Source organism: Roseibium sp. (genome assembly GCF_048260565.1).
In the GTDB taxonomy this organism is placed as follows: domain Bacteria; phylum Pseudomonadota; class Alphaproteobacteria; order Rhizobiales; family Stappiaceae; genus Roseibium.
The window spans coordinates 87,787-109,855 of record NZ_JBLXGP010000002.1; the positions used below are offsets into that span (position 1 = coordinate 87,787).

At 61.1% G+C, this 22,069-nt stretch carries 20 protein-coding genes; 6 read left to right on the forward strand and 14 right to left on the reverse strand.

Annotated features, from left to right (window positions below; translation table 11 throughout):
- Positions 1–37 precede the first annotated feature (37 nt).
- Positions 38–1,546 carry a lipopolysaccharide biosynthesis protein gene (locus ACN0SO_RS05050; protein ID WP_417675204.1) on the reverse strand — a complete coding sequence of 503 codons (1,509 nt, stop codon included), beginning with the start codon at positions 1,544–1,546 and terminating at the stop codon, positions 38–40.
- Positions 1,547–1,909: 363 nt separating this feature from the next.
- Here ACN0SO_RS05050 and ACN0SO_RS05055 point away from each other — a divergent pair, with 363 nt between their 5' ends.
- Positions 1,910–2,812 carry an ATP-grasp fold amidoligase family protein gene (locus ACN0SO_RS05055; protein ID WP_417675206.1) on the forward strand — a complete coding sequence of 301 codons (903 nt, stop codon included), beginning with the start codon at positions 1,910–1,912 and terminating at the stop codon, positions 2,810–2,812.
- A gap of 43 nt (positions 2,813–2,855) precedes the next feature.
- The gene (locus tag ACN0SO_RS05060; protein ID WP_417675208.1) at positions 2,856–3,986 is read left to right on the forward strand and encodes a polysaccharide biosynthesis protein GumK; all 1,131 of its coding nucleotides are present in this window, start codon (positions 2,856–2,858) and stop codon (positions 3,984–3,986) included.
- A 16-nt stretch (positions 3,987–4,002) separates the two neighbouring features.
- Here ACN0SO_RS05060 and ACN0SO_RS05065 read toward each other — a convergent pair whose 3' ends face one another.
- Positions 4,003–5,052: a glycoside hydrolase family 5 protein gene (locus ACN0SO_RS05065; RefSeq protein ID WP_417675210.1), complete on the reverse strand. Its 1,050-nt coding sequence runs from the start codon at positions 5,050–5,052 to the stop codon at positions 4,003–4,005.
- A 213-nt stretch (positions 5,053–5,265) separates the two neighbouring features.
- Here ACN0SO_RS05065 and ACN0SO_RS05070 point away from each other — a divergent pair, with 213 nt between their 5' ends.
- The gene (locus ACN0SO_RS05070; protein ID WP_417675212.1) at positions 5,266–6,393 is read left to right on the forward strand and encodes a glycosyltransferase family 4 protein; all 1,128 of its coding nucleotides are present in this window, start codon (positions 5,266–5,268) and stop codon (positions 6,391–6,393) included.
- On the opposite strand, the gene ACN0SO_RS05075 is transcribed toward ACN0SO_RS05070, so the two are convergent.
- Positions 6,369–7,466 (reverse strand): UDP-phosphate alpha N-acetylglucosaminyltransferase, encoded by a 1,098-nt coding sequence (locus ACN0SO_RS05075; protein ID WP_417675214.1) that lies wholly within the window; start codon positions 7,464–7,466, stop codon positions 6,369–6,371. The two genes, ACN0SO_RS05070 and ACN0SO_RS05075, sit on opposite strands and share 25 nt — an antisense overlap.
- 157 nt (positions 7,467–7,623) lie before the next feature.
- Positions 7,624–9,717: a Wzz/FepE/Etk N-terminal domain-containing protein gene (locus ACN0SO_RS05080; RefSeq protein ID WP_417675216.1), complete on the reverse strand. Its 2,094-nt coding sequence runs from the start codon at positions 9,715–9,717 to the stop codon at positions 7,624–7,626.
- Positions 9,718–10,163: 446 nt separating this feature from the next.
- Between ACN0SO_RS05080 and ACN0SO_RS05085 the strand changes: the two genes are divergently transcribed.
- A complete protein-coding gene (locus ACN0SO_RS05085) occupies positions 10,164–10,955 on the forward strand; it encodes a WecB/TagA/CpsF family glycosyltransferase (protein WP_417675218.1) in 792 nt (263 codons plus the stop codon).
- Here the strand turns inward: ACN0SO_RS05085 and ACN0SO_RS05090 are convergent.
- Both ACN0SO_RS05090 and ACN0SO_RS05095 read right to left on the reverse strand, forming a co-directional pair.
- Positions 10,948–11,697, reverse strand: coding sequence for a cobalt-precorrin-6A reductase (locus tag ACN0SO_RS05090; protein WP_417675220.1), 750 nt, complete (start codon positions 11,695–11,697; stop codon positions 10,948–10,950). The genes ACN0SO_RS05085 and ACN0SO_RS05090 overlap by 8 nt on opposite strands.
- Positions 11,690–12,784, reverse strand: coding sequence for a cobalt-precorrin-5B (C(1))-methyltransferase (locus ACN0SO_RS05095; protein ID WP_417675222.1), 1,095 nt, complete (start codon positions 12,782–12,784; stop codon positions 11,690–11,692). The genes ACN0SO_RS05090 and ACN0SO_RS05095 overlap by 8 nt, the downstream gene beginning before the upstream one ends.
- Positions 12,785–12,906: 122 nt before the next feature.
- Here ACN0SO_RS05095 and cobA point away from each other — a divergent pair, with 122 nt between their 5' ends.
- Positions 12,907–13,770 (forward strand): uroporphyrinogen-III C-methyltransferase, encoded by an 864-nt coding sequence (gene cobA / locus ACN0SO_RS05100; protein ID WP_417675224.1) that lies wholly within the window; start codon positions 12,907–12,909, stop codon positions 13,768–13,770.
- A gap of 9 nt (positions 13,771–13,779) precedes the next feature.
- A complete protein-coding gene (locus ACN0SO_RS05105) occupies positions 13,780–15,084 on the forward strand; it encodes a cobyrinate a,c-diamide synthase (RefSeq protein ID WP_417675226.1) in 1,305 nt (434 codons plus the stop codon).
- Positions 15,085–15,090: 6 nt separating this feature from the next.
- Here ACN0SO_RS05105 and cobM read toward each other — a convergent pair whose 3' ends face one another.
- From cobM to ACN0SO_RS05145, 8 genes are read right to left on the reverse strand one after another with little or no spacing between them, the layout of a single operon-like run.
- Positions 15,091–15,864, reverse strand: a complete 774-nt coding sequence (gene cobM / locus ACN0SO_RS05110; RefSeq protein WP_417675228.1) for a precorrin-4 C(11)-methyltransferase — start codon at positions 15,862–15,864, stop codon at positions 15,091–15,093.
- Positions 15,861–17,717, reverse strand: a complete 1,857-nt coding sequence (cobJ, locus tag ACN0SO_RS05115; protein WP_417675230.1) for a precorrin-3B C(17)-methyltransferase — start codon at positions 17,715–17,717, stop codon at positions 15,861–15,863. The genes cobM and cobJ overlap by 4 nt, the downstream gene beginning before the upstream one ends.
- A complete protein-coding gene (gene cobI / locus ACN0SO_RS05120; protein ID WP_417675232.1) occupies positions 17,687–18,412 on the reverse strand; it encodes a precorrin-2 C(20)-methyltransferase in 726 nt (241 codons plus the stop codon). The genes cobJ and cobI overlap by 31 nt, the downstream gene beginning before the upstream one ends.
- A 4-nt stretch (positions 18,413–18,416) precedes the next feature.
- Positions 18,417–19,622, reverse strand: coding sequence for a precorrin-6y C5,15-methyltransferase (decarboxylating) subunit CbiE (gene cbiE, locus ACN0SO_RS05125; protein WP_417675234.1), 1,206 nt, complete (start codon positions 19,620–19,622; stop codon positions 18,417–18,419).
- Positions 19,619–19,846, reverse strand: coding sequence for a hypothetical protein (locus tag ACN0SO_RS05130; protein ID WP_417675236.1), 228 nt, complete (start codon positions 19,844–19,846; stop codon positions 19,619–19,621). Before ACN0SO_RS05130 ends, cbiE begins: the two co-directional genes overlap by 4 nt.
- The gene (locus ACN0SO_RS05135) at positions 19,839–20,510 is read right to left on the reverse strand and encodes a precorrin-8X methylmutase (protein WP_417675238.1); all 672 of its coding nucleotides are present in this window, start codon (positions 20,508–20,510) and stop codon (positions 19,839–19,841) included. Before ACN0SO_RS05135 ends, ACN0SO_RS05130 begins: the two co-directional genes overlap by 8 nt.
- Positions 20,507–21,655 carry a sirohydrochlorin chelatase gene (locus ACN0SO_RS05140; protein ID WP_417675240.1) on the reverse strand — a complete coding sequence of 383 codons (1,149 nt, stop codon included), beginning with the start codon at positions 21,653–21,655 and terminating at the stop codon, positions 20,507–20,509. The genes ACN0SO_RS05135 and ACN0SO_RS05140 overlap by 4 nt, the downstream gene beginning before the upstream one ends.
- The gene (locus tag ACN0SO_RS05145; protein ID WP_417675242.1) at positions 21,652–21,894 is read right to left on the reverse strand and encodes a DUF6732 family protein; all 243 of its coding nucleotides are present in this window, start codon (positions 21,892–21,894) and stop codon (positions 21,652–21,654) included. The genes ACN0SO_RS05140 and ACN0SO_RS05145 overlap by 4 nt, the downstream gene beginning before the upstream one ends.
- Positions 21,895–22,069 lie beyond the last annotated feature (175 nt).

Consider the following 22,069-nt stretch of genomic DNA (forward strand, 5'->3'; position numbering starts at 1 on the left):
CTTTCTTATTCCATTCCTGTGATTGGTTCGGCGGGTTTCAGCCCGCCGGTTGCGGAGTCCTGAGCAGGCGGGCGACAGTGATCGCGATTCCGGCGACACGTTCCGGAAGCGCCCTTCTCAGACTGGTAGACAGGCTGTCGATGTCGTCGTTGGGGATTGCTCTCAAAAACCGCAACGCAAGCAGATAGACGAGGGCGCCCGCCGGAACTGCAATGCAGAGACCGGCAAGTTCAGGCATCGTCAGAAGCAGGCCGTATGCGGTACCTGCACTGAGGGCGGCCGCGAATCCGATGCGCGCAAGGCTGGACAGCGGTGCCGGGAGCCTCAGAACGGTCTGAGCGTGTCGCAGGAGCCAGGCCAGAGTGACGATGTTGACGCCGGCGCGAACCCATGCGGCGCCTTCACCGCCGAAGAAGGGGGTGACCGCGAGGTTGAGCGCGATCAGGATGACGGCTGAGATCGCGGTGGCATTCAGCATGGTCTGATCTTTTTCGCGTGCCTGGATCGCGGCCAGAGGGATCATGGACAGCGCCTGGGAAAATGTGAACAGGGTCAGCACCAGCGACATGTTGATCGCGGGAGTGAACTCGCTGCCGAACATAAGGGGCAGAAGCACTGGCATGATCGCCGCGCCGCCGAAACAGGCGGGCATCAGGATCAGGCTCATCCAGCGCAGGGCGCGTTGGTAACTGAGCGCGAATTGCGCGTTATTCTCGGTGTCGTGCAGCCGGCCGAAGCCGGGTGTGAGCCCGGCAAGCATGTACATGGAAAACTGGACAATAAGACTGTTGAAGGTCATGCCGGCGGCGAAATAGCCAACCTCGGTGATGGTGAAGAACCAGCCGATGAAGAGGAACTCGATCCGGGTGCGGACGAAGACGTTAAGTGCGCCGGCGATCCAGGTGTTCCGGCCGTAGCGTCGCATCTGGTCCGTCACGACATTGTTCTTTGGATCGGACTTGACCGCCAGATAGCCGAAGAGAGCCAGGCCTTGTGGCAGGTGCCGAACCAGGTAGCCGAGCATCGCGCCGGGAGCCCCGAAGAAGTAGGCGCCGGCGGCGATGACCGGAAGCTGAAGAAGACAGCCCAGGGCGGTAAGACGTGCGATCTCGGGAAACCGGTTGAGACCGCGGGCGGCGCCGATGGCAAGATTACCGTTGGCATAGACCAGAAAGATGATCGCAGTCACGCCCCACAGCAGTCCGGCTTCGGAGCTCTCCGTCAGTCCGGCCCAGACGGCGTAGAGCAGGAAACCGACGAACACGGTGATCATCGGCCATAGGAACCGAGGATAAAGGGCTCTGGTCAGGCCGCCGACGGAAGCGTCGGAATTGCTGTCCCGTGCAATGTAACGCAGTAGAATGGAAGGTATTCCGCGATCTGCAAGCGCGGTCGCGGAAAAGACCAGCCACAGGGCGAAGGCCGTCGATCCGGTGCCGTCTGCCCCCAGGAGGCGTGCGATCAGGACCGTACTGAATAGCCCGGCCACCAGCGAACCCATTCCGGCCACCGTGTTGATGATGCTGGAACTGATCAGACTTTGCATGGGGTGACAATACCTTCATGCGATGACCAGGCGGTCACCGGTACCAATACGATTACAAGACGTGTCCGGCTTCCGGGCGTAAGGGGCGCTTTTCCGGACGGGAGCGCCCGCAGTGTGCGATCTTTATCAGAAACAGATTTGCGAAACCCTAATTGCCCATGGGTCCTGCCTTTTTGCCCGGGTCGTCAGAGACGTCTTTTCGGAGTGTTTTGTCCCATCTCCGGCACAAAGGGCACGCTTGTCAAAATTCGCAGGACGTTTAGCAAAAAATTCAAGGTTTCGGCATTTATTCTGGCCGAGGTCCGCTGCCCGGATCCCGTAGCGGTTTCAGGGTGTTTAAGAACGTACCCGGAAGGACAATTCATGGATTTCATCACGCCCGGAGCGGTCCGGAAACCGCCTCTGTGGAAGCGGGCGCGGCATTTGTTCTGGCGTCTGATTTCCGTGCTTCCCGACCGGCCTTATCTCGCGATCAAATATGCGACCATCGTTGGCCGTTTTCCCGATCTGAAGCATGCCCGGCGCTTTACCGAAAAGCTTCAGGTTCGCAAGATCGAAGACCGCAATCCGCTGTATCCGACTTTGGTCGACAAGGTCGACGTCAAGCCGTACGTCGCCGAACGCGCGGGTCAGGAACATGTGGTTCCCACCTATTGGGTCGGGACGAACCTGGAAGAGGTCGAGTGGGACTCCATTCCACTGCCGGTCGTCGTGAAACCGACCCATGCGAGCGCACACGGCTTTTTCCTTCGCACGTCGTCGGACATCGAAAAGCTCATGGCCCTCCGGCCCGAAGAAGACTGGTTGGCTCTACGCCACGATCGCGTCAACCGGGAATGGGCCTACAAGAATCTGACGCCCCGGATCATCATCGAAAAAATGTTGGAGGACGGCGACCGGCCGCTGACCGATTACCGGCTGTTCGCTTTCAACGGCGAGGTCGTCCACATCGAGCTGCGTTTGCGGAAGGACGAGGGAATTTACGAGTACACGTATTCGCCCGACTGGAAACGTCTTCCTGTACGCACGGGGGATTATCTCTATTCCACGGAAGAGGCACCGAAGCCGTCCAGGCTGGAAGAAATGCTGGAAGTGGCGCGCAAGCTCAGCAGTGGCATAAGCTTCATGCGGGTCGATCTCTACGCTTCTGACGATTGGGTCTGTCTGGGGGAGATGACGCTCTATCCCGCCGGCGGGTTTGAAACCTATCAACCTGAGGACTACGACCTTTTCCTGGGGAGTGAATGGGAGCGCTGTAACAAATGACGCCGTCGAAGCGAATGCCGCAGCTTTGCGGACCATGTCTCCCATGAAGATTTTCAATCTCACGACGCGACCCTTCTTTCCGGAGACGCGGAAAGTCAGCACGCACTTCATTGCAGAAGAATTGGCCGCAGCCGGACACAGCGTGCATGTGGTTACAGTTGGTATGAGCTATTTGACGTTGTTGAAAGACAAGGCCCTGTTCAAACAGCTGACCCCCGACCGCAAGAACAGGTTTGTGGAGACGCAACCGGGGCTGAATGTTTCAGCCTATGCCCCGGTCCTGCATCCTTTCAGTTCCGCAAGACCGCTCCTGAACGCACTGAACAGGCCGTTCTTCAAGCTCTATGGGGGCTTTATTCCCCACTATTGGAAAGAGCCTCTGGCCGAAGCAGAGCTCGTTATTTTCGAGCCCGGAAGCGACTTGTGTTTTTACGATGCCATCAAGCGTTTCAATCCGAATGCTACAGTCATCTATATTCAGAGAGACTGGCTGCCTTCTATCGGTGCGGCTCCGATATTGCGTGAAGTCGAGCAGCGAATGTTCGAAACACTGGATCTCGTGATTTCGCCATCCTCATGGATCTTGTCATCGGTCCCCGCGAACTGCCGAACCGAAATTGTTCCCCAGGCGATCAACAAGGACCTGTTCGACGCTGATGTCGCATCGCCCTTTCCAGCCGGAACGCGGAATGCGCTTTCCGTCGGAAATATGCTGTTCGATGAAGGTGCCGTACGGGCCATGGCGCAGGCGGCCCCCGATGTGACGTATCATGTCTTCGGGGCCAGGTTTTCGGAGGCGGTGCCTGCGAATGTCATCGACTACGGCGAACGGCCCTTTACCGAACTTATTCCCTACATGAGGTATGCGGATTTCGGTATTGCGCCATACAAGATGACCATGGACGATGTCTATTTGGCCGAAACCAGCCTCAAGTTCCAGCAATATGCCTATTGCGGACTGCCCGTGCTGGCGCCTGATCTCATTCCGGACCTGCGCGGCAACCTGATTGGTTATTCACTCGATGACGAGCAGGACTGGAAGGGAAAAATAGAGACGGCGCTTGCGATGGGGCGGAACGAGAAGTTCAGGGAAGGGATCCTGAGCTGGGGGGAAGTTGCCGGAAAAATCGTGACGCTGGCCAAGAGTGCAAAAGCAGACCAGGCCGGACATTGAGAGCAGGCTGCTCGAATTATTTGCGCGCGGGACAGGCCGGCATTTCAAGACCGTCGTCGCGGATATAAGGCTCCAGCACCTTCAGCTGCGGTTTGTCGACACCTTCTTTGGGCTGCAGGGAAAGCGGATAGTCACCCCACCACGGTCCCGCCGCCCAGGCGCTCCAGCCGATCCAGGTGTCGCCTTGGGAATTGATGTAGTCGGCGATCCGGGCGAGACCGTCCAGGCAGTCAGGCGAGCCGGTGCCGCCGAATTCGCCGAGGAAGCCCGCATAGCCGTACTGACGGAACCAGCCTGATACGCCTTCGAGTGCTTTGATCGCATCCTGGACGCGTGGACAGGTCTGGTGCGTTCCTGAAAAGTCGCTGTCCATGTACTGGTGAATGTCGAACACGAACCGGTTCTGAGGGTCACGGACATTCCGCAAGACTTCCGCGTTTGACCCGCCGGGTTGCCGGTCGAACCAGTGCGATGCGCCGGTCCAGATCGTTCCGGGTACCATGACAAGATTGTCGGCACCGGCCTTTCGAATGGCTGCGATCCCGGCGTTGATCGCCTCCAGCCATGTTGCGGCGGTAATTCCTGCCGGTTCATTCATCAGAAGGTAAACGACGTCCGCTCGCCCTGCAAAATGGGGCGCCAGACGAGCCCAGAAATTGGCGAAAGCCGCCGCGGTGACATCGCCCTCTCCGAGCTTTATCTGGTTGTAGCCCGCATAGTTGTGCGGATCGAGGATGGTGGTCAATCCGCGCGAGGACGCTTGGTCGACGGTTTCCTTGATCCGGTTGAGCTCATCCTCGTTGAGCGGGCCATTCAGCTTTGGCTGCAACCGTTCCCATTTGAAAGGCAATCGAATGACATTCATGCCCTTTTGAGCGAAATACAGAACGGTCTTGTCCGAGGGATAGATATAGTTCGTGCCGTACTTGCCAGATGCTGATCCGAACTCGGCCCCGGCAAGGTTTATGCCGCGCAAGCAAGGGGCCGCCTGCACCGGCGTAGCGGCGAGAACGGCACACAGAAGAGCCCACGACCTCAACCGTTTCCCCGCATTTCGATCCGTCATGATCATGAAGCTCCGGTCCATTAACACATTCGATACTCTAATTGAAATTAGGCTTCTCTTTTAAAGGCGAGGCAAGGGGTCTTTTAATTCAAGGCGCTATTATTCCAACCGTTCGTTCGACGGTCCTCTTTTTTAGTGAGGGCCGGCACCAGGGAAGTTCCGTCCATGAATGCCAGCCCTCCCGTCAGAGACCAGGGGAAATCTGCTGAACCCGTGCAGGGGTTTACGAATGTCCACTTGCTGCATGTGGTCCGCCAGTACGCGCCGATGGTTGGCGGATTGGAGGATTTCGTCCGTAATCTCGTCGCCCGGCAGAAAGGCCGGTTTGCCTCCGTACGGGTATTGACGCTCGATCGACTGTTCACCCATCCGGACCAGCTCCTGCCGGAAGACGTCATCATCGACGGAATCCCGGTTCGCCGGATCCCCTATTATGGCAGCAGCCGTTATCCGGTTGCACCGGCAGTTTTTTCAAATCTTGGGCAGGCGGATCTGATCCATGTGCACGCGGTCGATTTCTTCTTCGACGCTTTGGCACTGACAAAGCCGCTTCACCGTCGGAAGCTGGTGGCGACCACCCACGGCGGGTTTTTTCACACCGAACAGAGCCTCGGCTTCAAGACAGTCTGGCTCAACACGATGACCCGTTTGTCTTCCCGTCTTTACGACGGGATCGCCTGTTGCTCGAATAATGATCTGGAGATGTTCCGCAAACTGGCGCCGACCAAGGCACGACTGATCGAAAACGGCGTCGATCTGTCGAAATTTCATGATGCCGCGGCACCCATGCCTGTAAAACGGCTCGTCAGCATTGGGCGGTTTTCGGCCAACAAACGCCTCGACCGGACCCTGGACGCGCTGCAGTCTCTGGTTCGCAGCGATCCGGCATGGCAACTCGACATCATCGGTTCTCCATCCGATCTGTCGGTGGCTGACCTTGAGGAATTGACGGCGGCACGGGATCTCAAAAGCCATGTGCATCTTCATCTTGGCCTGTCCGATACGGCGGTTTGCGATGTCCTGTCCAGAAGCAGCATCTTCGTCAGCGCTTCAGAATACGAGGGCTTCGGGATTGCCATGATCGAAGCCCTGAGTGCCGGGCTTATTCCGGTCGTTCAGCCGAACACGGCATTCAGGGCGCTTGCCGAACGTCATCCGATGGTGCATCTGGCCGATTTTGCCGATCCGGAACAGGCCGCGGGCACGATTTCCCACGTCATGGCCGAACTGGTTCGCGCACCCGCCTTGAGAAGGTCAGCGGTTGTCTCCGCCGAGCAACATGCATGGTCGACGACGATCGGGCATTATGACGAGCTTTACATGGATGCTCTGCGTTCTTGAGACGTAATTCCGGCTCTGCTTTCGGATTGATCGTTTCGGGCAATATCCGCAGCTCCGGCGCAAAACCAGAACAGGGCGGCAAGCTTGATCGAATATATCGAGTTCGAAACGACAAGCAGCAGGCATATAAAAACGGTCGCGAGGGCTTTGAATTTTCCAGCGTCCTCACTGTGTGATGAGGCAAATATGTAAAGCGCCCATAAAAACGCAGCCCCGACAACGCCGATCTGGCTGAAGGAATAGGCATAGCCGTTGTCATCGACGAATGGCAGATCCAGGGCTATTCCCAGATACGCCTGCCAATCCAACTTGGCCATGATCATAGCGGAACTCAGGACACGTCCTGGCAGGTTGTCTTCCCAATGGACCTGGTTGGTCCAGCCGCCATAGAGAATGAGCAGAAGAGCTACGAGAAAGGGGGCAAGCCACAAGACAGCGCGCGGCAGGGCGCGATGAACGAGTCCGACGGCAAAAAAGGCGAAGGTGACGAACAGCCCAAAACGAGCGTCGCCCAGAATAATGACCGTAAAGCCGAGAACGAACAACAGCCACCGCCAGGCCATATCCCGACGAAAGAAGGCCCAGAGACAGAGAAAGGCGCCATAGTTGCCCATGGTCACCGGTTCCAGAAACACGGAGGAGGCGCGGATGTTGCCGAGAAACGGCAAGAAATTACGGCCGCCAATCCGGGTGCTGGAGATGAACAAATTGGAGCCTTCAACGAAGTTGGAATCCGCTGTCAGGGTCCCGCGGGCGACGTAATACTGGAAGATATTCACGAAAGACGTGAAGAGATCGAGGAATAGAAATTCGAACAAACCGACCGCCAGCACGAGGTAGGCACTCAGGAAGACAACCCTGTCGGCGTCCTCGATGCGTTCGACCTTGCGTCCCAGGGCATAAAAAACCAATGGAATCAATATGTCACGGATCGCCTTCAAATCGAGTTCCGGGCGAAGGGACAAAATGAATGCCATGTAACTGAGATAAAGCGTAAGTACGACGTATAAGCTTGCTCTCCGATCCAGCGCCAGAAGAAGACCTACGGAAATAAGGACCATTTCAGACAGCATCACATGACTGTCCCGGATCCCCATGATGTTCGTGTTGACGAACGCAAGCATGAAATTGAACGTCATCGTGCCGAGGATGACGGCAGTGACAAGCGTCAGCCAGACAGTGTACTTGTTTCCGGGATCGGAGGAGACGTCGCCGGCGGGCCAGGAAGCTTCAAGCGGACGAGAGTACGACATTGCCGATTACCCGGTCGTGCCATGGTTCCAGATAAGCCAGCGTGCGATCCAGATCCCGGAAATTGGTCTCGCCGATTTCGCTAACCAGAACGATGCCGTCGCAATGCTTCAAAAGGACCGGAAGGATCGGACTGTCGCTCGCCGGGCCGCAGTCTATGATCAGAAAATCCTCCGCGCCTTCGGCGATCGATGCACAAGAGGCGTATTTGCGATGAGCGTCGATCCGTTCGACGGAAAGGTAGTTTGAGAGCCGGCCGCTATCCTGCTCCTGCCTGGCCGTGGCGAGATGGCCGCCAGAGGCATAGTCCCCGGCCGCTACCGCCACTTTTGCCAGAAGCTCCACTTTCGAATTGTGTTTCCCTTTTTTTCCGGCTTTCCGGAATGTCAGCGGCCTGGTGCTCCTGGCTTTGCTTCTGGATCCGTATCCATGGGCCAAGAGAACGTATTCCCCCATTTCGTTAAGCTGCAACGCGATCTCGCGCGTGAGAGACCTGATGTCGAGGTCATTGTTTGTCGAGAGCACTAGAATGGTAGTCGGACGGGCGTCCTCAAATGTTTGCCGCAGACTATAAGCGACTCGCGTCAGGGCCAAGCTGCGTGCCGTTTCATCGTTGGCCGCTCGCCGGGAAAGCCACGGGACCAGCTTGGCGAGACTGTCGAGTGAACCCGGATGATCGGTTGGAACCAGCGAAAGCACCGGGACGCCGGTTCTTGTGGCGAGTTCGCGCTCGGATGTGACCTTGCCGCTCAACAGTGCCAGGCCGACGATAACCGACGCGGCCACCGCAAAGCCGAAGGCCCCCGCGGCAACAAGCACAATAATCTTTCGAGGCCCGCTCGGTGCCGTTGGCACCTGGGCTTCGGAGAGCACCTGTGAACCGTCGTTATCGATTTTGGGCTGCTCTTCCAGTTCCTTCGAGCGTTGGAGAAAGGTTTCATAGATCGCTCGGCTGGCATCTGCCTCGCTTTGTAACTGCCTCAGTTCGATCAAGGCTTTGCCCTGAACAGAGTTTTCGGACTGCAGCGCTTGAGATTGCTGTTCCAGAGCTGTGAGTGTGCCTTTAGCCTGTTCGTAGGTGTTTTTCAGTGCCCTCTTTAAACGTTGCAGTTCGTTCTGGATCTGAAGCTGTGTATTGGCGAGTTGTGAACTCAATTCCTTGAGCTTGGGATGGTTGGCGCCAAGCGTTGTGGCAGCTTCCGCCCTCTGCTGCGCTATCCGCGAATGCTCAAGCCGGAGTGAGCTGAGGACCGTGCTTTCGCCTGTTTGCGGAACCAAACCGCCTTCCACATCTGCAGCTGTCATCGGTTCGGCGAGAAGATAAGCGGTCTTTGCCTTTTCAAGCTCCAACTTGGCTTGAGCGATCTGGGTGTTAAGCGCCTGAATTTGCTGGTCCACCACCAGCCCGCCGGCACCTGTGCTGATCAGCCCGTGTTTCGCTTTATAGGTCTCGACGGCCGTTTCCGCCTTGTCGAGACGTGCGCGTAATTCGGAGGCTTGCTTGCTGAATGATGAACCGGCTCTCGCCAAGGTTTCGTTGCGCGAAAGGAGGGTCTGGGCGATATAGGAGTTGGCGGTTTCGTTCGCGATTTGGGCCGCCAGGTTTGGCGAAGGGGTGCTGGCGCGGATCTGGAAAACGAACGACCCGGAAATGCGGGTAACCTGAATCATCTCCCGCAGCGCCACGATGATCGCAGCCCGTTTTTCAGTTTGGCTTTGCATGCTCGCCGGCTTGCCGAGAAGACCGCTCAGCAGTCCGGTTTGATTGAAGATCGGGTTGTCATCGAGATTGAGCTTGTTGGCGACATCATTGAGCACTGCGGCTGATAGGATGACATAGGCCTGACTGTCGATCTGGAGCGTTTGAATTGCAGGAGCAGGGCCTGTGCCGTTTTGTTGCATGGCCTGAATTTGCAGACCCTGCGGCTCGACCAGCAGCGTTGCCGTAGAGCGATAAACCGGCGTTTTCAAGACGACATAGATCAGCGCAAGCGCCATGAAAACAGCGGGCGTCACGATGAGCCATATCAGGTGTCTGCGCAAAAGACCCGGTAGTTGGGAAATTTCAATCATTCCGCGGCACTCCTGCACTCCATGACAATCGACGACGTAAGGGCCCTGGGCAGAGCAGACTGGAACGAAACATTGCCTTGACCCAAGCTGGGGGTGTCAGGAGGTAGCGATCGCGACGCGCAGGCCCGCGCGCAGAAGGCGGAACACCTGCGAAGATGAACAAACATGATTAACAGTTTGCAAATCCTGCCTGGTGGCGACATTCGCGCTTTTTATCAACCATCTAAATTGACCGGAAAGCAGGTGTTGCTCAAAGGTGGAGAATTTTTAACGTGTATATTTGGTAAAGTTAATATTATCGTCATGTATAGGTTAGGTTACGGTTAACCTAATAAAGATCGAACAAGCAAAGTTTATTCAGTTTTTACAAAAAGGGCCTATATTACCCTCCGTAAAACGGCCTATCCGAATTCGGAATAATAATCGTTAAGGGTCTGAGCAATCCGATGCTGGCACGAAATCAGGACATCGACTTCATACGGGAGATCGATACGGCGGAAATCGGTCCGCTGAGTATATTGCGCATGGAGCGGGACGAGGCGATCGATCTGGTCCGAACCGCGGTCCTTTCGCGTCAGCGCCTGGACATCGCCATCTGCAATGCCCACACGATCCTCTCCGCCCTCGATGATCCCGCTTATGCGGAAACCCTCCAGTCACTGACGCTGTTCAATGACGGTCTGGGCACGGAACTGGCCAGCAAGATCATTCACGGCAAGGGCTTTCCCGACAACCTCAACGGCACCGACCTTGTTCCCGCGATCCTGAAGGAAATCGGTGTCCCTTTGCGGATCTATCTGCTCGGCGCGGCCGAGGAACAGGTCCGGGCCGCCAGGGCGCATATAGCCGAAACCTATCCGCACCATTCAATCGTCGGGTTCCGAAACGGCTATTTCGACCTTGGCGATGTGGAAGAGATCTGCGAGACGGTGAAAGCGGCCAGCCCGGATCTTCTCCTGGTGGGCATGGGCAATCCTCGGCAGGAACGCTTCATTGCGCAGCATGCGGACCGGACGGGAGCCACCGTCGCGATTGGCGTCGGCGCTCTGTTCGACTTCATGTCCGGCACCGTTATCCGGGCGCCTAAACCGATCCAGAACATCGGTCTGGAGTGGCTGTTCCGCCTGCTGCAGGAGCCGCGCCGGCTTTCCAAACGGTATCTGATCGGGATTCCCAGGTTCTTCTACAAGATGCACGCGCTGAAACGATCCGGCAAGGCTTCCTCAAGCTCTAAGTGACGGTCTGCGCGACCAGGCGCAGGACGTCCTCCCTATCCCGACATGTCTGCGTATCTGAAGGATCCGGCCGGTCGATCATGATCACCGAGACCCCGAGACGCCTGGCCGCCTCGATCTTGGCATGCGACCGGCTGCCGCCGCTGTTTTTCGATACCAGATGGGTGATCCGGTATGTGCGCAGGAGATCTTCCTCCGCCTCCACGGATTGTGCGGGCCGGCTCAGCTCCAGATGCCAGTGAGCAGGAAGCGGAACCTCCGGCGGCTCGATCATCCGCGCCACCGCAAACAGATCCGTTCGATGAGTGAAGGCCGCAATTTCCTTGCGGCCGATTGCCAGAAAGACGCGCGCCTCGGCCGGGAGCCTTTCGGCAGCCTCCGCGAGGCTCGAAACGCGTTGCCATCGGTCGCCTGTTTGCCGAAGCCATTCCGGCCGTTCGAACCGGACCAACGGCACGCCCGTGTCCTTTGCGGCTTCCACGGCGTTGCGGCTTATGCGGTCCGCAAAGGGATGGGTGGCGTCGATGACGAGCGTCACGTGTTCCTCATCGATGAACGCGGCGAGACCTGCCGCACCACCGAAGCCGCCGGTTCTCGCCGGAATGCCGGGGTCGGGAATATCCGACACCGCGCCGGCAAAGGACGCCGTTAGCCGGACATCGGGAAAGCGTTCGGCGAGCGTCCGCGCCAGTTGTCTGGCCTCGGGCGTTCCCGCTAGGAGGAGGACATGGTGTCTCTCAGTCATCCCAGCCGGTTTCCCCAGTGACACGGCCGCTCCGGTCGACGATCAGAACTTCCACTTCCACAGGCGCGCCGCGCAGGATCTCCAGGACGGCGGCCTTTGTCCTGCGCGCCAATGGCGTGCTGAGGTCGATCCCGCTTTCCAGGGACTGGTCCAGCACCTCCTTGGCCGTGTTCGCGTGGAGCGCGGCATCGCGTAGCGCCTGCGGTGCGCCCTGGTCCGCGAGCAGGTCCGCGAGAAAGGCGAAATCGACCCGGCTGCGGGCCGAATGCAGGTCAAGCGCGCCTTGCGCCAGCTTGGTGAACTTGGCAAAGCCCCCGGCCAGTGTCAGGCGGGGGACGGGATGGGCGCGCAGGTATTTCAACAGCCCGCCGGCAAAGTCGCCCATGTCGAGATAGGCGGCCTCATCCAGCTCGTAGCGGGCCCGCACTGCTCCTTCCGAGGTGGAACCGGTCGCGCCGACCACATGGGTCATGCCTGTCGCCCGGGCGACATCGATCCCCCGATGGATCGAGGCGATCCAGGCGGCACAGGAAAACGGTCGTACGATCCCGGTGGTGCCGAGGATCGAGAGGCCGCCGACAATGCCGAGCCGGCCGTTCAGGGTCTTTTTCGCGAGCTCCTCACCGTTTTCGATGGAGATCTCGATCTCCACGTCTCCTGCAAGACCGGTCTGTACCGAGACTTCCGCGATCGCCTGGCGCATCATCTCCCGCGGTACCGGGTTGATCGCCGGTTCTCCGGGCGGGATCGGCAGGCCGGGCCGGGTGACGGTGCCGACCCCTTCGCCGGCCTTGAACACAAGGCCGCTTCCCGCTGGCAAGCACCGGACCGTTGCGCTGACAAGGGCGCCATGGGTGACGTCCGGATCGTCACCCGCATCCTTGATGATTGCGGCAGTGGCGGACCCGTTGTCCAGGTCATGACGGGCAAGGGCAAAAGCTGTGCTGCCGCCCCTGGGGAGAGAAATATCCACAGGGTCGGGAAAATCGCCCGTGGCAAGGGCGGTGAAGGCCGCCTTGGCCGCTCCCGTGGCACAGGCGCCCGTCGTCCAGCCGCGTCTGAGGTGTTGAGGATCGGCTCCGCTCATGGCTGCCTTTATAACGTGAAATTCGGCTGTGGCACCGGTGATTTGCAGCCCATGTCGCATGTGCGCGCATTCAGGTTGCCATAGCGCTTGGCGTTCCCGGCAAGGCCGGATAGAACGGGATCATGTCGACGGAAACAGAAATCGCGAACCTTCCTGGAAAACTGCCGGCTTTCGAACCGGGTTGGGTCTGGCTGGCGGGCGCTGGGCCGGGGGATCCGGGCCTTTTGACTTTGCATGCCCTGAACGGCCTCAGGCAGGCGGATGTGATCGTCTATGACGCGCTGGTCGATGAGAGTATCCTGTCCTGGGCACGGCCCGAGGCGCACCGGGAATACGCCGGCAAGCGTGGCGGCAAACCCAGTCCGAAGCAGCGCGACATCACCTTGAAGCTGATCGACTATGCGAAGGCGGGAAAGAGGGTGCTGCGCCTGAAGGGCGGCGATCCTTTCGTTTTCGGCCGGGGCGGCGAGGAAGCGCTCGGCCTTGTCGGCGCCGGTATCCCGTTCCGGATCATTCCGGGCATCACCGCGGGCATCGGCGGTCTGGCCTATGCCGGCATTCCGGCGACCCACCGCGACACCAATCAGGCGGTGACCTTTCTGACCGGTCACGACCAGACCGGACTGACGCCGGATGCAATCAACTGGGAAGGCATCGCCAAGGGCTCTCCGGTAATCGTCATGTACATGGCGATGAAGCATCTGGAAACCATAGCCGGCAAACTGATAACCGGTGGACGGTCTGTGGACGAGCCTGTGGGTATTGTGTGCAATGCGTCCCTTACGGGCCAACAGGTTCTGGAGACGACGCTCGGGCGCTGTGCCACGGATGCGGCGGCGGCAAATCTGGAGCCGCCGGCGGTCGTCTGTGTCGGGGAGGTGGTGCGTCTGCGGGCCGGGCTCGACTGGATGGGCGCCCTGTCCGGCCGTCTTCTGGAGGCTGATCCGCTCGGCCTGTCGGAGGCTCGGACCTCCGACGCCGGTTGATGATCACGGATGGCAGGCGCTAATCCAAGAGGCCTCCTGATCGCCGCGCCCCAGTCGGGGGCGGGCAAGACGACGGTGACGCTCGCGCTGCTACGGGCGCTGAAGAACGCCGGCCGTAAAATCGTCTCCGCCAAGTCGGGGCCGGATTACATCGATCCCAAATTCCACGAGGCGGCAAGCGGCCGGCCCTGTATCAATCTCGATGCCTGGGCGATGACGCCGGAGACGGTCCGCGCGCTTGGGCGTTCTCACGCGGAAGCTGCCGATCTCCTGATCGTTGAAGGTGCCATGGGGCTTTTCGACGGAGCGGCCAGCGGCAAGGGATCTGCGGCGGATCTCGCAGGCCACCTCGGCGTGCCGGTCGTCCTCGTGATCGATTGCGGCAAACAGGCCCAATCGGTCGCGGCTCTGGTCAACGGCTTCCGGACGTTCCGGGAGGACGTGACGGTCGCCGGGGTGATCCTCAACAAGGTGGGCAGTCCGCGCCACGAAAAGATGCTGCGCGATGCCCTGGCCCCGCTCGGCGTGTCCGTGCTCGGAGCCCTTCCGAGGATGGACGATCTGGTTCTGCCGGAACGCCACCTGGGTCTGGTGCAGGCGCAAGAACATGGCGATCTCGATTGCTTCCTGGAACAGGCTGCGGCCCTGTGCGCGGAGCGGATCGATCTCGAGCGCTTCGTCGAACTGGCCGCACCGCTCACACGGCCTCAAGAACCCGCTGCGCTCCTGCCGCCGCTTGGCCAGCGGATCGCGGTTGCCCGCGATGTCGCCTTTGCCTTTTCCTATCCCCATGTGCTGGAGGGTTGGCGCAAGGCCGGGGCGAACGTGCGTTTCTTTTCGCCGCTTGCCGACGAGACGCCCGATCCTGACGCCGATGCCATCTTCCTGCCCGGCGGCTACCCGGAACTGCATGCAGGCGCCCTTGCCGCGGCCGGCAGTTTCCGAGAAGCCATGCGGGAGGCCGCCGCACGCGGGACGCTGATCTATGGCGAGTGCGGCGGTTATATGGCCCTGGGCGAGGGGCTTGTCGATGCGCAGGGCGCGCGCCATGAAATGCTCGGCCTGTTGCCGCTCGATACCAGCTTCGCGGCTAGAAAACGCCACCTCGGCTACCGGGTGCTCACACCTCGTTCAGACCTGCCATGGGCGCAGCAGCTGGCGGCGCATGAATTCCATTACGCGACCACTCTGCGCGAGGGAAACGCGGAACGGCTGTTTGCGGCCACCGACGCGGAAGGGACTGCCGTTGCCGATATGGGCCTGCGCGTCGGAAGCGTCATGGGCTCCTTTGCCCATGTGATCGGTCTCCGCTGACCCGGATCAGCCCTTCGCCTTCTTCTTCGGCCGCAGAACATGCACATGGTCTGCATCGTAGAGCGCCGAATCCCGGAAGTCCTGAGCCGGCTTGAGAGCATGCCCGACAAAGATCAGTGCGGTGCGGGTGATCTTCGCCTTGCGCACTTCGTCCGCGATGGTCGACAGCGTGCCGTGGATGAAGGCCTGGTCCGGCCAACCGACCCGGTAGGCGACGATCACCGGGCAGTCGGCCCCGTAAAGCGGTGCCAGCTTGCGCTCTATTTCGCGCAAGTTTCGGATCGACAGGTGAATGGCAAGCGTCGCCCCGCTTTTACCGAGCGTTTCAAGATCCTCGTTGTTGGGCATGGCCGAGGATTTCATCGAGGTGCGGGTGACGATGATCGTCTGCGCGACTTCGGGAATGGTGAGTTCCATCTTGAGCGCGGCAGCGGCGGCCGCGAAGGCCGGCACGCCGGGAACGACTTCATAGGGAATGCCGAGCGCATCCAGCCGGCGCATCTGTTCAGCCGTCGCGCCATAGATCGACGGATCGCCGGAATGAACGCGGGCGACGTCGGCCCCCTTGCCATGAGCGTCCTCGATCTCGGCGATAATGTCGTCAAGCGTCATCGGCGCGGTGTCGATGACCCTTGCGTCGCTAGGAGCCGCGGTGACGATTTCCTCCGGCACCAGCGAGCCCGCATAAAGACAGACCGGGCAGGCCTGGATCAGCTTCAGCCCGCGAACGGTGATCAGGTCCGGGTCGCCGGGTCCCGCGCCGATGAAATAGACCGTCATGCCGTTTCTCCTGTTTTTTCTTGCTTAGTATTTTCTTTAGGCGCGTCGATCCGCTTGGCGTAACCGCGCGGGGTATAGACGAAGGGTCTGCCGTCGCCGCGCGTGACCGCCCGGCTGTTGGAAGACCCGACCAGCACCGTCGTCAGCATGTCGACTTCATCCACGGTCAGCGCGCCGAGGGTGGTGACGCGGAGCGTTTCTTCCGGGCGACCGAGATTGACGCCGAGCACCACCGGCGTGTCGGCGGGGCGGTGCGTCAGCAGGATTTCGCGTGCAGTCGCCAACTGCGACCGGCGCCGCTTGGAGACCGGATTGTAGAAGGCGACAACGAAGTCGCCCTCGGCCGCCGCCCTAAGCCGCTTCTCGATCGCCTCCCAGGGGGTGAGCAGATCGGACAGGGAAATGGCGCAGAAGTCGTGGCCGAGCGGCGCGCCGATGCGGGCGGACGCCGCCTGCAGCGCGGAAATTCCCGGCGCGTTGACGAGGCTGACGCGCTTTGCGGCATCCGAGACGCCGCCGTTGTCCGTATCCCGGTCGAGCAGTTCGTAGACCAATGCGCCCATGGCGTAGATGCCGGCATCGCCCGAGGACACCAGCGCGACGTTGCGGCCTTCGCCGGCGCGTTCCAGGGCAAAGCGCACCCGGTCTTCCTCCTTGCCGAGCGGGAAGTCGTGGCGGGTCTTGCCCTTGATGTGGGGTGCGACGATGTCGAGGTAGAGCGAGTAGCCGACAACCTCTTCCGCGTCCGCCAGCAGGCGCGTCGCCTCCGGCGTGCGCCAGGCGTCCTGACCAGGTCCGATGCCAATCACGGAAAGATGCCCGCGCGCGCGGCCGGCAAGATCCGGGTCGACCGGCTGCGGCGCCCGGGCGATGGCAACGGTCGCATTGGCGGTCTTTTGTTTCTCGACAACCAGCTCACCGTCGGCGTCGACACCGGCAAGGGCAGCGCCTTCTGAAACTCCGTGGCAGCCGACTTCTTCGAAGACCACGTCGGACGGATTTTTCAGCCGGGGCGTTTCCTGTTCCAGCCGGTCTGCTGAGAAAACCCGGAACGGCACGCCGAGATGCTGCGCAAGTGCGGCCATTGCCGGCTCATCCGCCTTGAGGTCGAGACTGGCGACACAGGCAACGCTGCCCCTGGCGATGTTCGCCTGGGCGAGGGCCGTATCGACAAGATCGATCAGTTCCTGAGCGTCGCAGCCCCGGGCACAGCCGACGCCGACCACGTGGGTCTGCGGATGGAACACCAGCCGGGTCGGCGAGCCGGGGTCCGGTTTTTCGGTCACGGCAAGGGTGATCGCCGCGTCGGCGCTTGTCGAGAGCGCGGCCTGTTCCAACCAGTCGGCGTTACCCTCAAGGCGCACCGCGGCTCCGGAGAGAAGCTCTGCCATGACCGGCTTGGCATCTTCGGGGTTGGCGATCCGCCAGCCTTTCGGCGGGGCGTCCAGCGCAATTCCAAGCGCGGTATCGCCGGCGGTCGTCACGGCGGCATGCCCGTCAAGAAGGCCTGCGACCCGGCGTGCCAGATCGTTGGCGCCGTGGTGGCCGCCGAGCAGCGGCACGACGCTTTGACCGTCTTCGGAAACGGCGAGCACCGGCGGCTCGGCGCGCTTGTCGGACAGAAGCGGCGCAAGCGCACGGATCAGGATGCCGCTGGCGCACACGCCGACAATGGGGTGCCCCGCGGAAAACAGCATGCGGATATGGGCGATGGTTTCGCTGAACAGCGTATCCGCCTCGCGGATCCGGCCGGCAAGCCCGTGGATTGCGGAACCTGGAAGCCCTGCTTCGATACGCTTTGCGGTCTCAAGACCGGCGGAATTCAGGACGAGAACGATGGGGGAAGCGTCCACGCTTCATCTCCCTTGTATATGAGGATCATGGAAAAATAAGGCGCTTTGTCGCCGGTGAAGTCGGCAAGGGGCAGCACCTTCTGTTCGTCGAGGCTGGCGCGCTCCACGTAACCGGCCCGGTCGGTCAACCCGAGGTCGTCGAGCAGCGCCTTAAGGCGGCCGACATGACGGCCGACCTTCATGATGGCGATCGACTGGGCGCTGTCGATCCGCGCGCGGATGTCGTCATCGGGCAGGGTCCCGGGAATGACGGTGAGCACGTCGGTCCGGCTGGTCAGCGGCCGCCGTAGCGCCGCCGCGCAGGCGGTCAGGGAGGTCACGCCGGGCACGATCACCGTCGGGTAACGTTCCGCCAGCCGTTCGAACACATACATGTAGGAGCCGTAGAAGAACGGATCTCCCTCGCACAGGGTGACGACGTCGGTACCGGAGTCGAGTACTTCAGCGATTTCCTTTGCCGCCCGGTCGTAGATCTCTTTTGCCGGAAACCGGCTCTCGCGCATCGGGATGACCACCGGGATTTCCCGGACGCCTTCCGGAAAGTAGCCGGCGGCAATGGCGCGGGCGAAGCTCGGGCCCGTATCCGGTGCCGGATAGGAAATCACCTTCGCCGTGGAGATCAGACGATGGGCCTTAAGCGTCAGAAGCTCCGGATCGCCGGGGCCGAGCCCGACCCCGTAGAGAGTTCCTGCCATGGTGTTATTGAGCTCCCTTGGTCATGTGCCATTGGGTGACCGGCATCAGCGGCCGCCAGCCGGTAAGCCCACCGACTGCACCGGCCCGCTCCACGGAAATCCGGGTGAGCCCGCCGCCAAGGCGCTTGTGGGCGTCGAGCAGCACGGCTTCGCCCTCCAGCGTCACCGCATTGGCAACCAGCCGCCCGCCGTCTTTAAGCGCGTCGTGACAGGCATCGACGATACCGTCTGCCGTCAGACCGCCGCCGATGAAGATCGCATCCGGCGCCGGCAAGCCGGCCAGCCCGTCAGGCGCGCTCGTGTCCCGGATGTCGAGACCCGGAACGCCGAGGGCAAGCGCGTTTTCGGACGCAAGACTGCGCCGCTCCGCATTCGGTTCCAGGCCGATGGCCTTAGCACCTCGCGCAGAGCGCATCCACTCAATCGCGATGGACCCGCAGCCCAGGCCGACGTCCCACAGCAGCGCACCCGGATGGGGCATGAGATGGGCAAGCGTGACGGCGCGCACCTCGCGCTTGGTCATCTTGCCGTCGTGCACGAAGGCGTCATCGGTCAGGCCCGGTACACGCGGCCGGAAGGCCGTGCCCGGATCGGCGGTGATTTCAAGCGCCAGCGTGTTGAAGTCGGCAACCGTCTCGTGCCAGGCGCCTGCGGTGCCGGAGACGATCCGCTCCTTTTCTCCGCCCATGTGTTCCAGCACGGTCATGCGGGACCGGCCGTAGCCGCTTGCGGCAAGAATGCCCGCGACGGTTTTCGACGTGTCGCCGTTGCTGGTCAGTGCAAGAATTTTTGCACCCGGATAGAGAAAGCCATTCAGGGTTTCGACCGGACGGCCATGCAGCGAAATCGTCTCCACATCCTGCAGCGCCCAGCCGAGGCGGGCGGCGGCAAGCTGGAATGCGGACGGCGCGGGCAGGACACGGATCTCCTCGGGAGAGAACTTCCGGGCAAGCGTCGAGCCGATGCCGTACCACTGCGGATCGCCGGTGGCGAGCACGGCGACAGGCCGGCCACGAAGCGCGTTCAACTCGTCATAGACAGCGGAAAACGGACTTGGCCAGACTTTTTCTTTGCCGGCTAAACAGCCGGTCAGTTCAAAGTGTCGCGCACTGCCGTAGACGACTTCCGCCTCCGCGAGATACATCCGCGCGGCATCGGAAATATAACCGTCCTCGCCGAGGCCGATCAGGGTGAGCCAGCGCGCGGTCATGTGTCTTTCCGCCGGTAGGGTCGCCGCGGCTTTGGCGGGTCCAGTTCGCGCGGCGTGCGCTCGTTGACGGTGCCGTGAGAGAGCATGCCGTGCGATCTGGCGGGCTTGCCGCCGTCCGTGTCATCCGGAGCCGGGTTGCCGCCATGGGACAGGAACCCGTAGGAACGCAGCTGCGGCTTCTTGGCAGCGGACTTCAGTCCGGGTTTCTTGTCGTCGTCAGCCACCGGCGGCCTCCTCCGGCAGGCCGGCAGCAAGCGCATTGACGGCGGCCGCCGCCATGGCCGAGCCGCCGCGCCGACCTTGAAGTGCGAGATAGGAGAGGCCGAACGGGTTTTCGGCAAGTGCCTGCTTGGATTCCGCGGCACCGACGAAGCCGACCGGAAAGCCGAGAACGACGGCCGGCTTCGGGCCGCCGGCGGCAATCGTTTCCAGCAGGTGAAACAGCGCCGTCGGCGCATTGCCGATGGCAACGACGGCCCCTTCGAGCCGGTCCCGCCACAGTTCCGCCGCCGCCGCCGATCGTGTCGTACCGAGCTCTTTGGCAAGCGCGGATACGCGCGCGTCGTTCAAGGTGCACAAGACGTCGTTGTTGGCAGGTAGCCGCGAGCGGATGATGCCATGGGCGACCATTTCCACGTCGGTAAAGACCGGCGCGCCCCTGGCCAGGGCTTCCTGTCCGGCCCGGGCGACATCGTCCGAGAACATCAGATCCTTTACGATATCGGTCATGCCGCAGGCATGGATCAGCCGGATCGCCACCGGCTCCATGTCTTCAGGAACAAGGTCGAGCGCCGCCTCCGCGCGCACGGTCGCGAACGACTGCCGGTAGATTGCCGAAGGGTCGTGCTCGTACTCATAGAGCGGACCGGAGGGAACCGTTTCGTTCACGCTTTCTGATCCGTCGCCTTGGGTCGTTCCATCGACTTCGGCCCGAGCGGATGGTCCGCATGCGGGTAGGGGTGATGATGGTGGTCATGCCCGTGATCATGATCGTGGCTATGGCCATGCCCGTGATTGTGGTCATGGGTATGTCCGTGGCTGTGATGATGGTCATGATCGTGCGCGTGATCATGATCGTGTTGGTGATGGGCGGCCGCGCGAACCTTTTCTTCGCAGGCGCCGGTGCAGAATTCCTCGCACAGCTGGCATTCCGCTTCCGCGCCCAGGCCTTCCACGTGATGGTGATGGCTTTCCTGCGCCAGGCCGATCTCCGCCTCGAAGCCCAGCACCTGTTCGCGGTACTTGCACATCTGGCAGTTCATCACATTGGCGCCCTGCAGGATTTCCTGCACCCGGTCGGCCATGGTGTCGATCACCTGCGGGTGATCGTTCAGATAACCCGCCTTGATGAATTCGATATCGGGATACTTCGCCGCGATCTCGTCCGTCGTGGAATAGATGCGCTGCACCAGAACGCCGGTGAACAGGAAATACGGGAAGACGACGATGCGCTTGTAGCCGAGCTTCGCGGCATGTTCGAGGCCCGGTCCTGTCAGCGGAAAGGTCACGCCCGAATAGGAGGTCTCCGCCCAGCCGAAGCCCATGCCTTCCCACAAGAGCCGGGTGATCTTGGTGACGTTGGAATTGGCGTCCGGATCGGAGGCGCCGCGGCCGACCACCATCAACAGCGTGTCGTGCATCGCCACGTCGTCGCCGGCTGTCTCGAGGGCCTCGCGGATGCGGTCACCGGCGGCGCGCACCATACGCGTATCCACGGCCAGTTCCCGGCCGTAGGTGATCTTCATCTCCGGATGCTGCGCCTGATAGGTGTTGAGCACGGAGGGAATGTCGTTCTTGGCGTGACCGGCGGCAAAAAGCATGCCCGGCACGGCGAGCACATGGGTGCAGCCTTCGGCCCGCAGACGGTCGAGACCGTCCTTGATCACCGGATTGGCGAATTCCAGATAGCCGTATTCCACCGGCCAGTCGGGAAAACGTTTCCGGAGTGCCTCGGCCAGCTTGGCGAACTGCCCGACGGCGCCCTTGTTGCGGCTGCCATGGCCGCAGATCATCAGTCCGAGTTTTTCGGTCATTGTGCGGCCTCGGCCTCGCCGGCGGTCTCCGCACCGGCTTGCGGCTCTTCCTTCCTGTCTTTTTTCTTGCGGTCTTTCAGCGCAACGATGCCGGCAAGAAGGGCCGCCCCGGCAATCGCCGCGGCACCAGCCCAGTGGGAATGGCCGGCAAGTTCGCCGAGATGGCCCACATGGGCATGGGCGATCGAGGGCAGCAGCGGCAGGATCGTTGCGGACAGCGCTCCGGCAATCTTCAACATTGGAAAGTCTCCCTCGTTTTGATCACGACGGTCGGTGGGACCGCGATCTTTTGCAGGCGTCCGGCGAGGGTGAGAAAGCGGGCGCCAAATACCCATAACCCCGGTCCGAGGGCCGGGCAGGGTATCAACGTCGACAGCTCCGGACTGGGTTCCCGAAATGGGTCAACCGTCACCG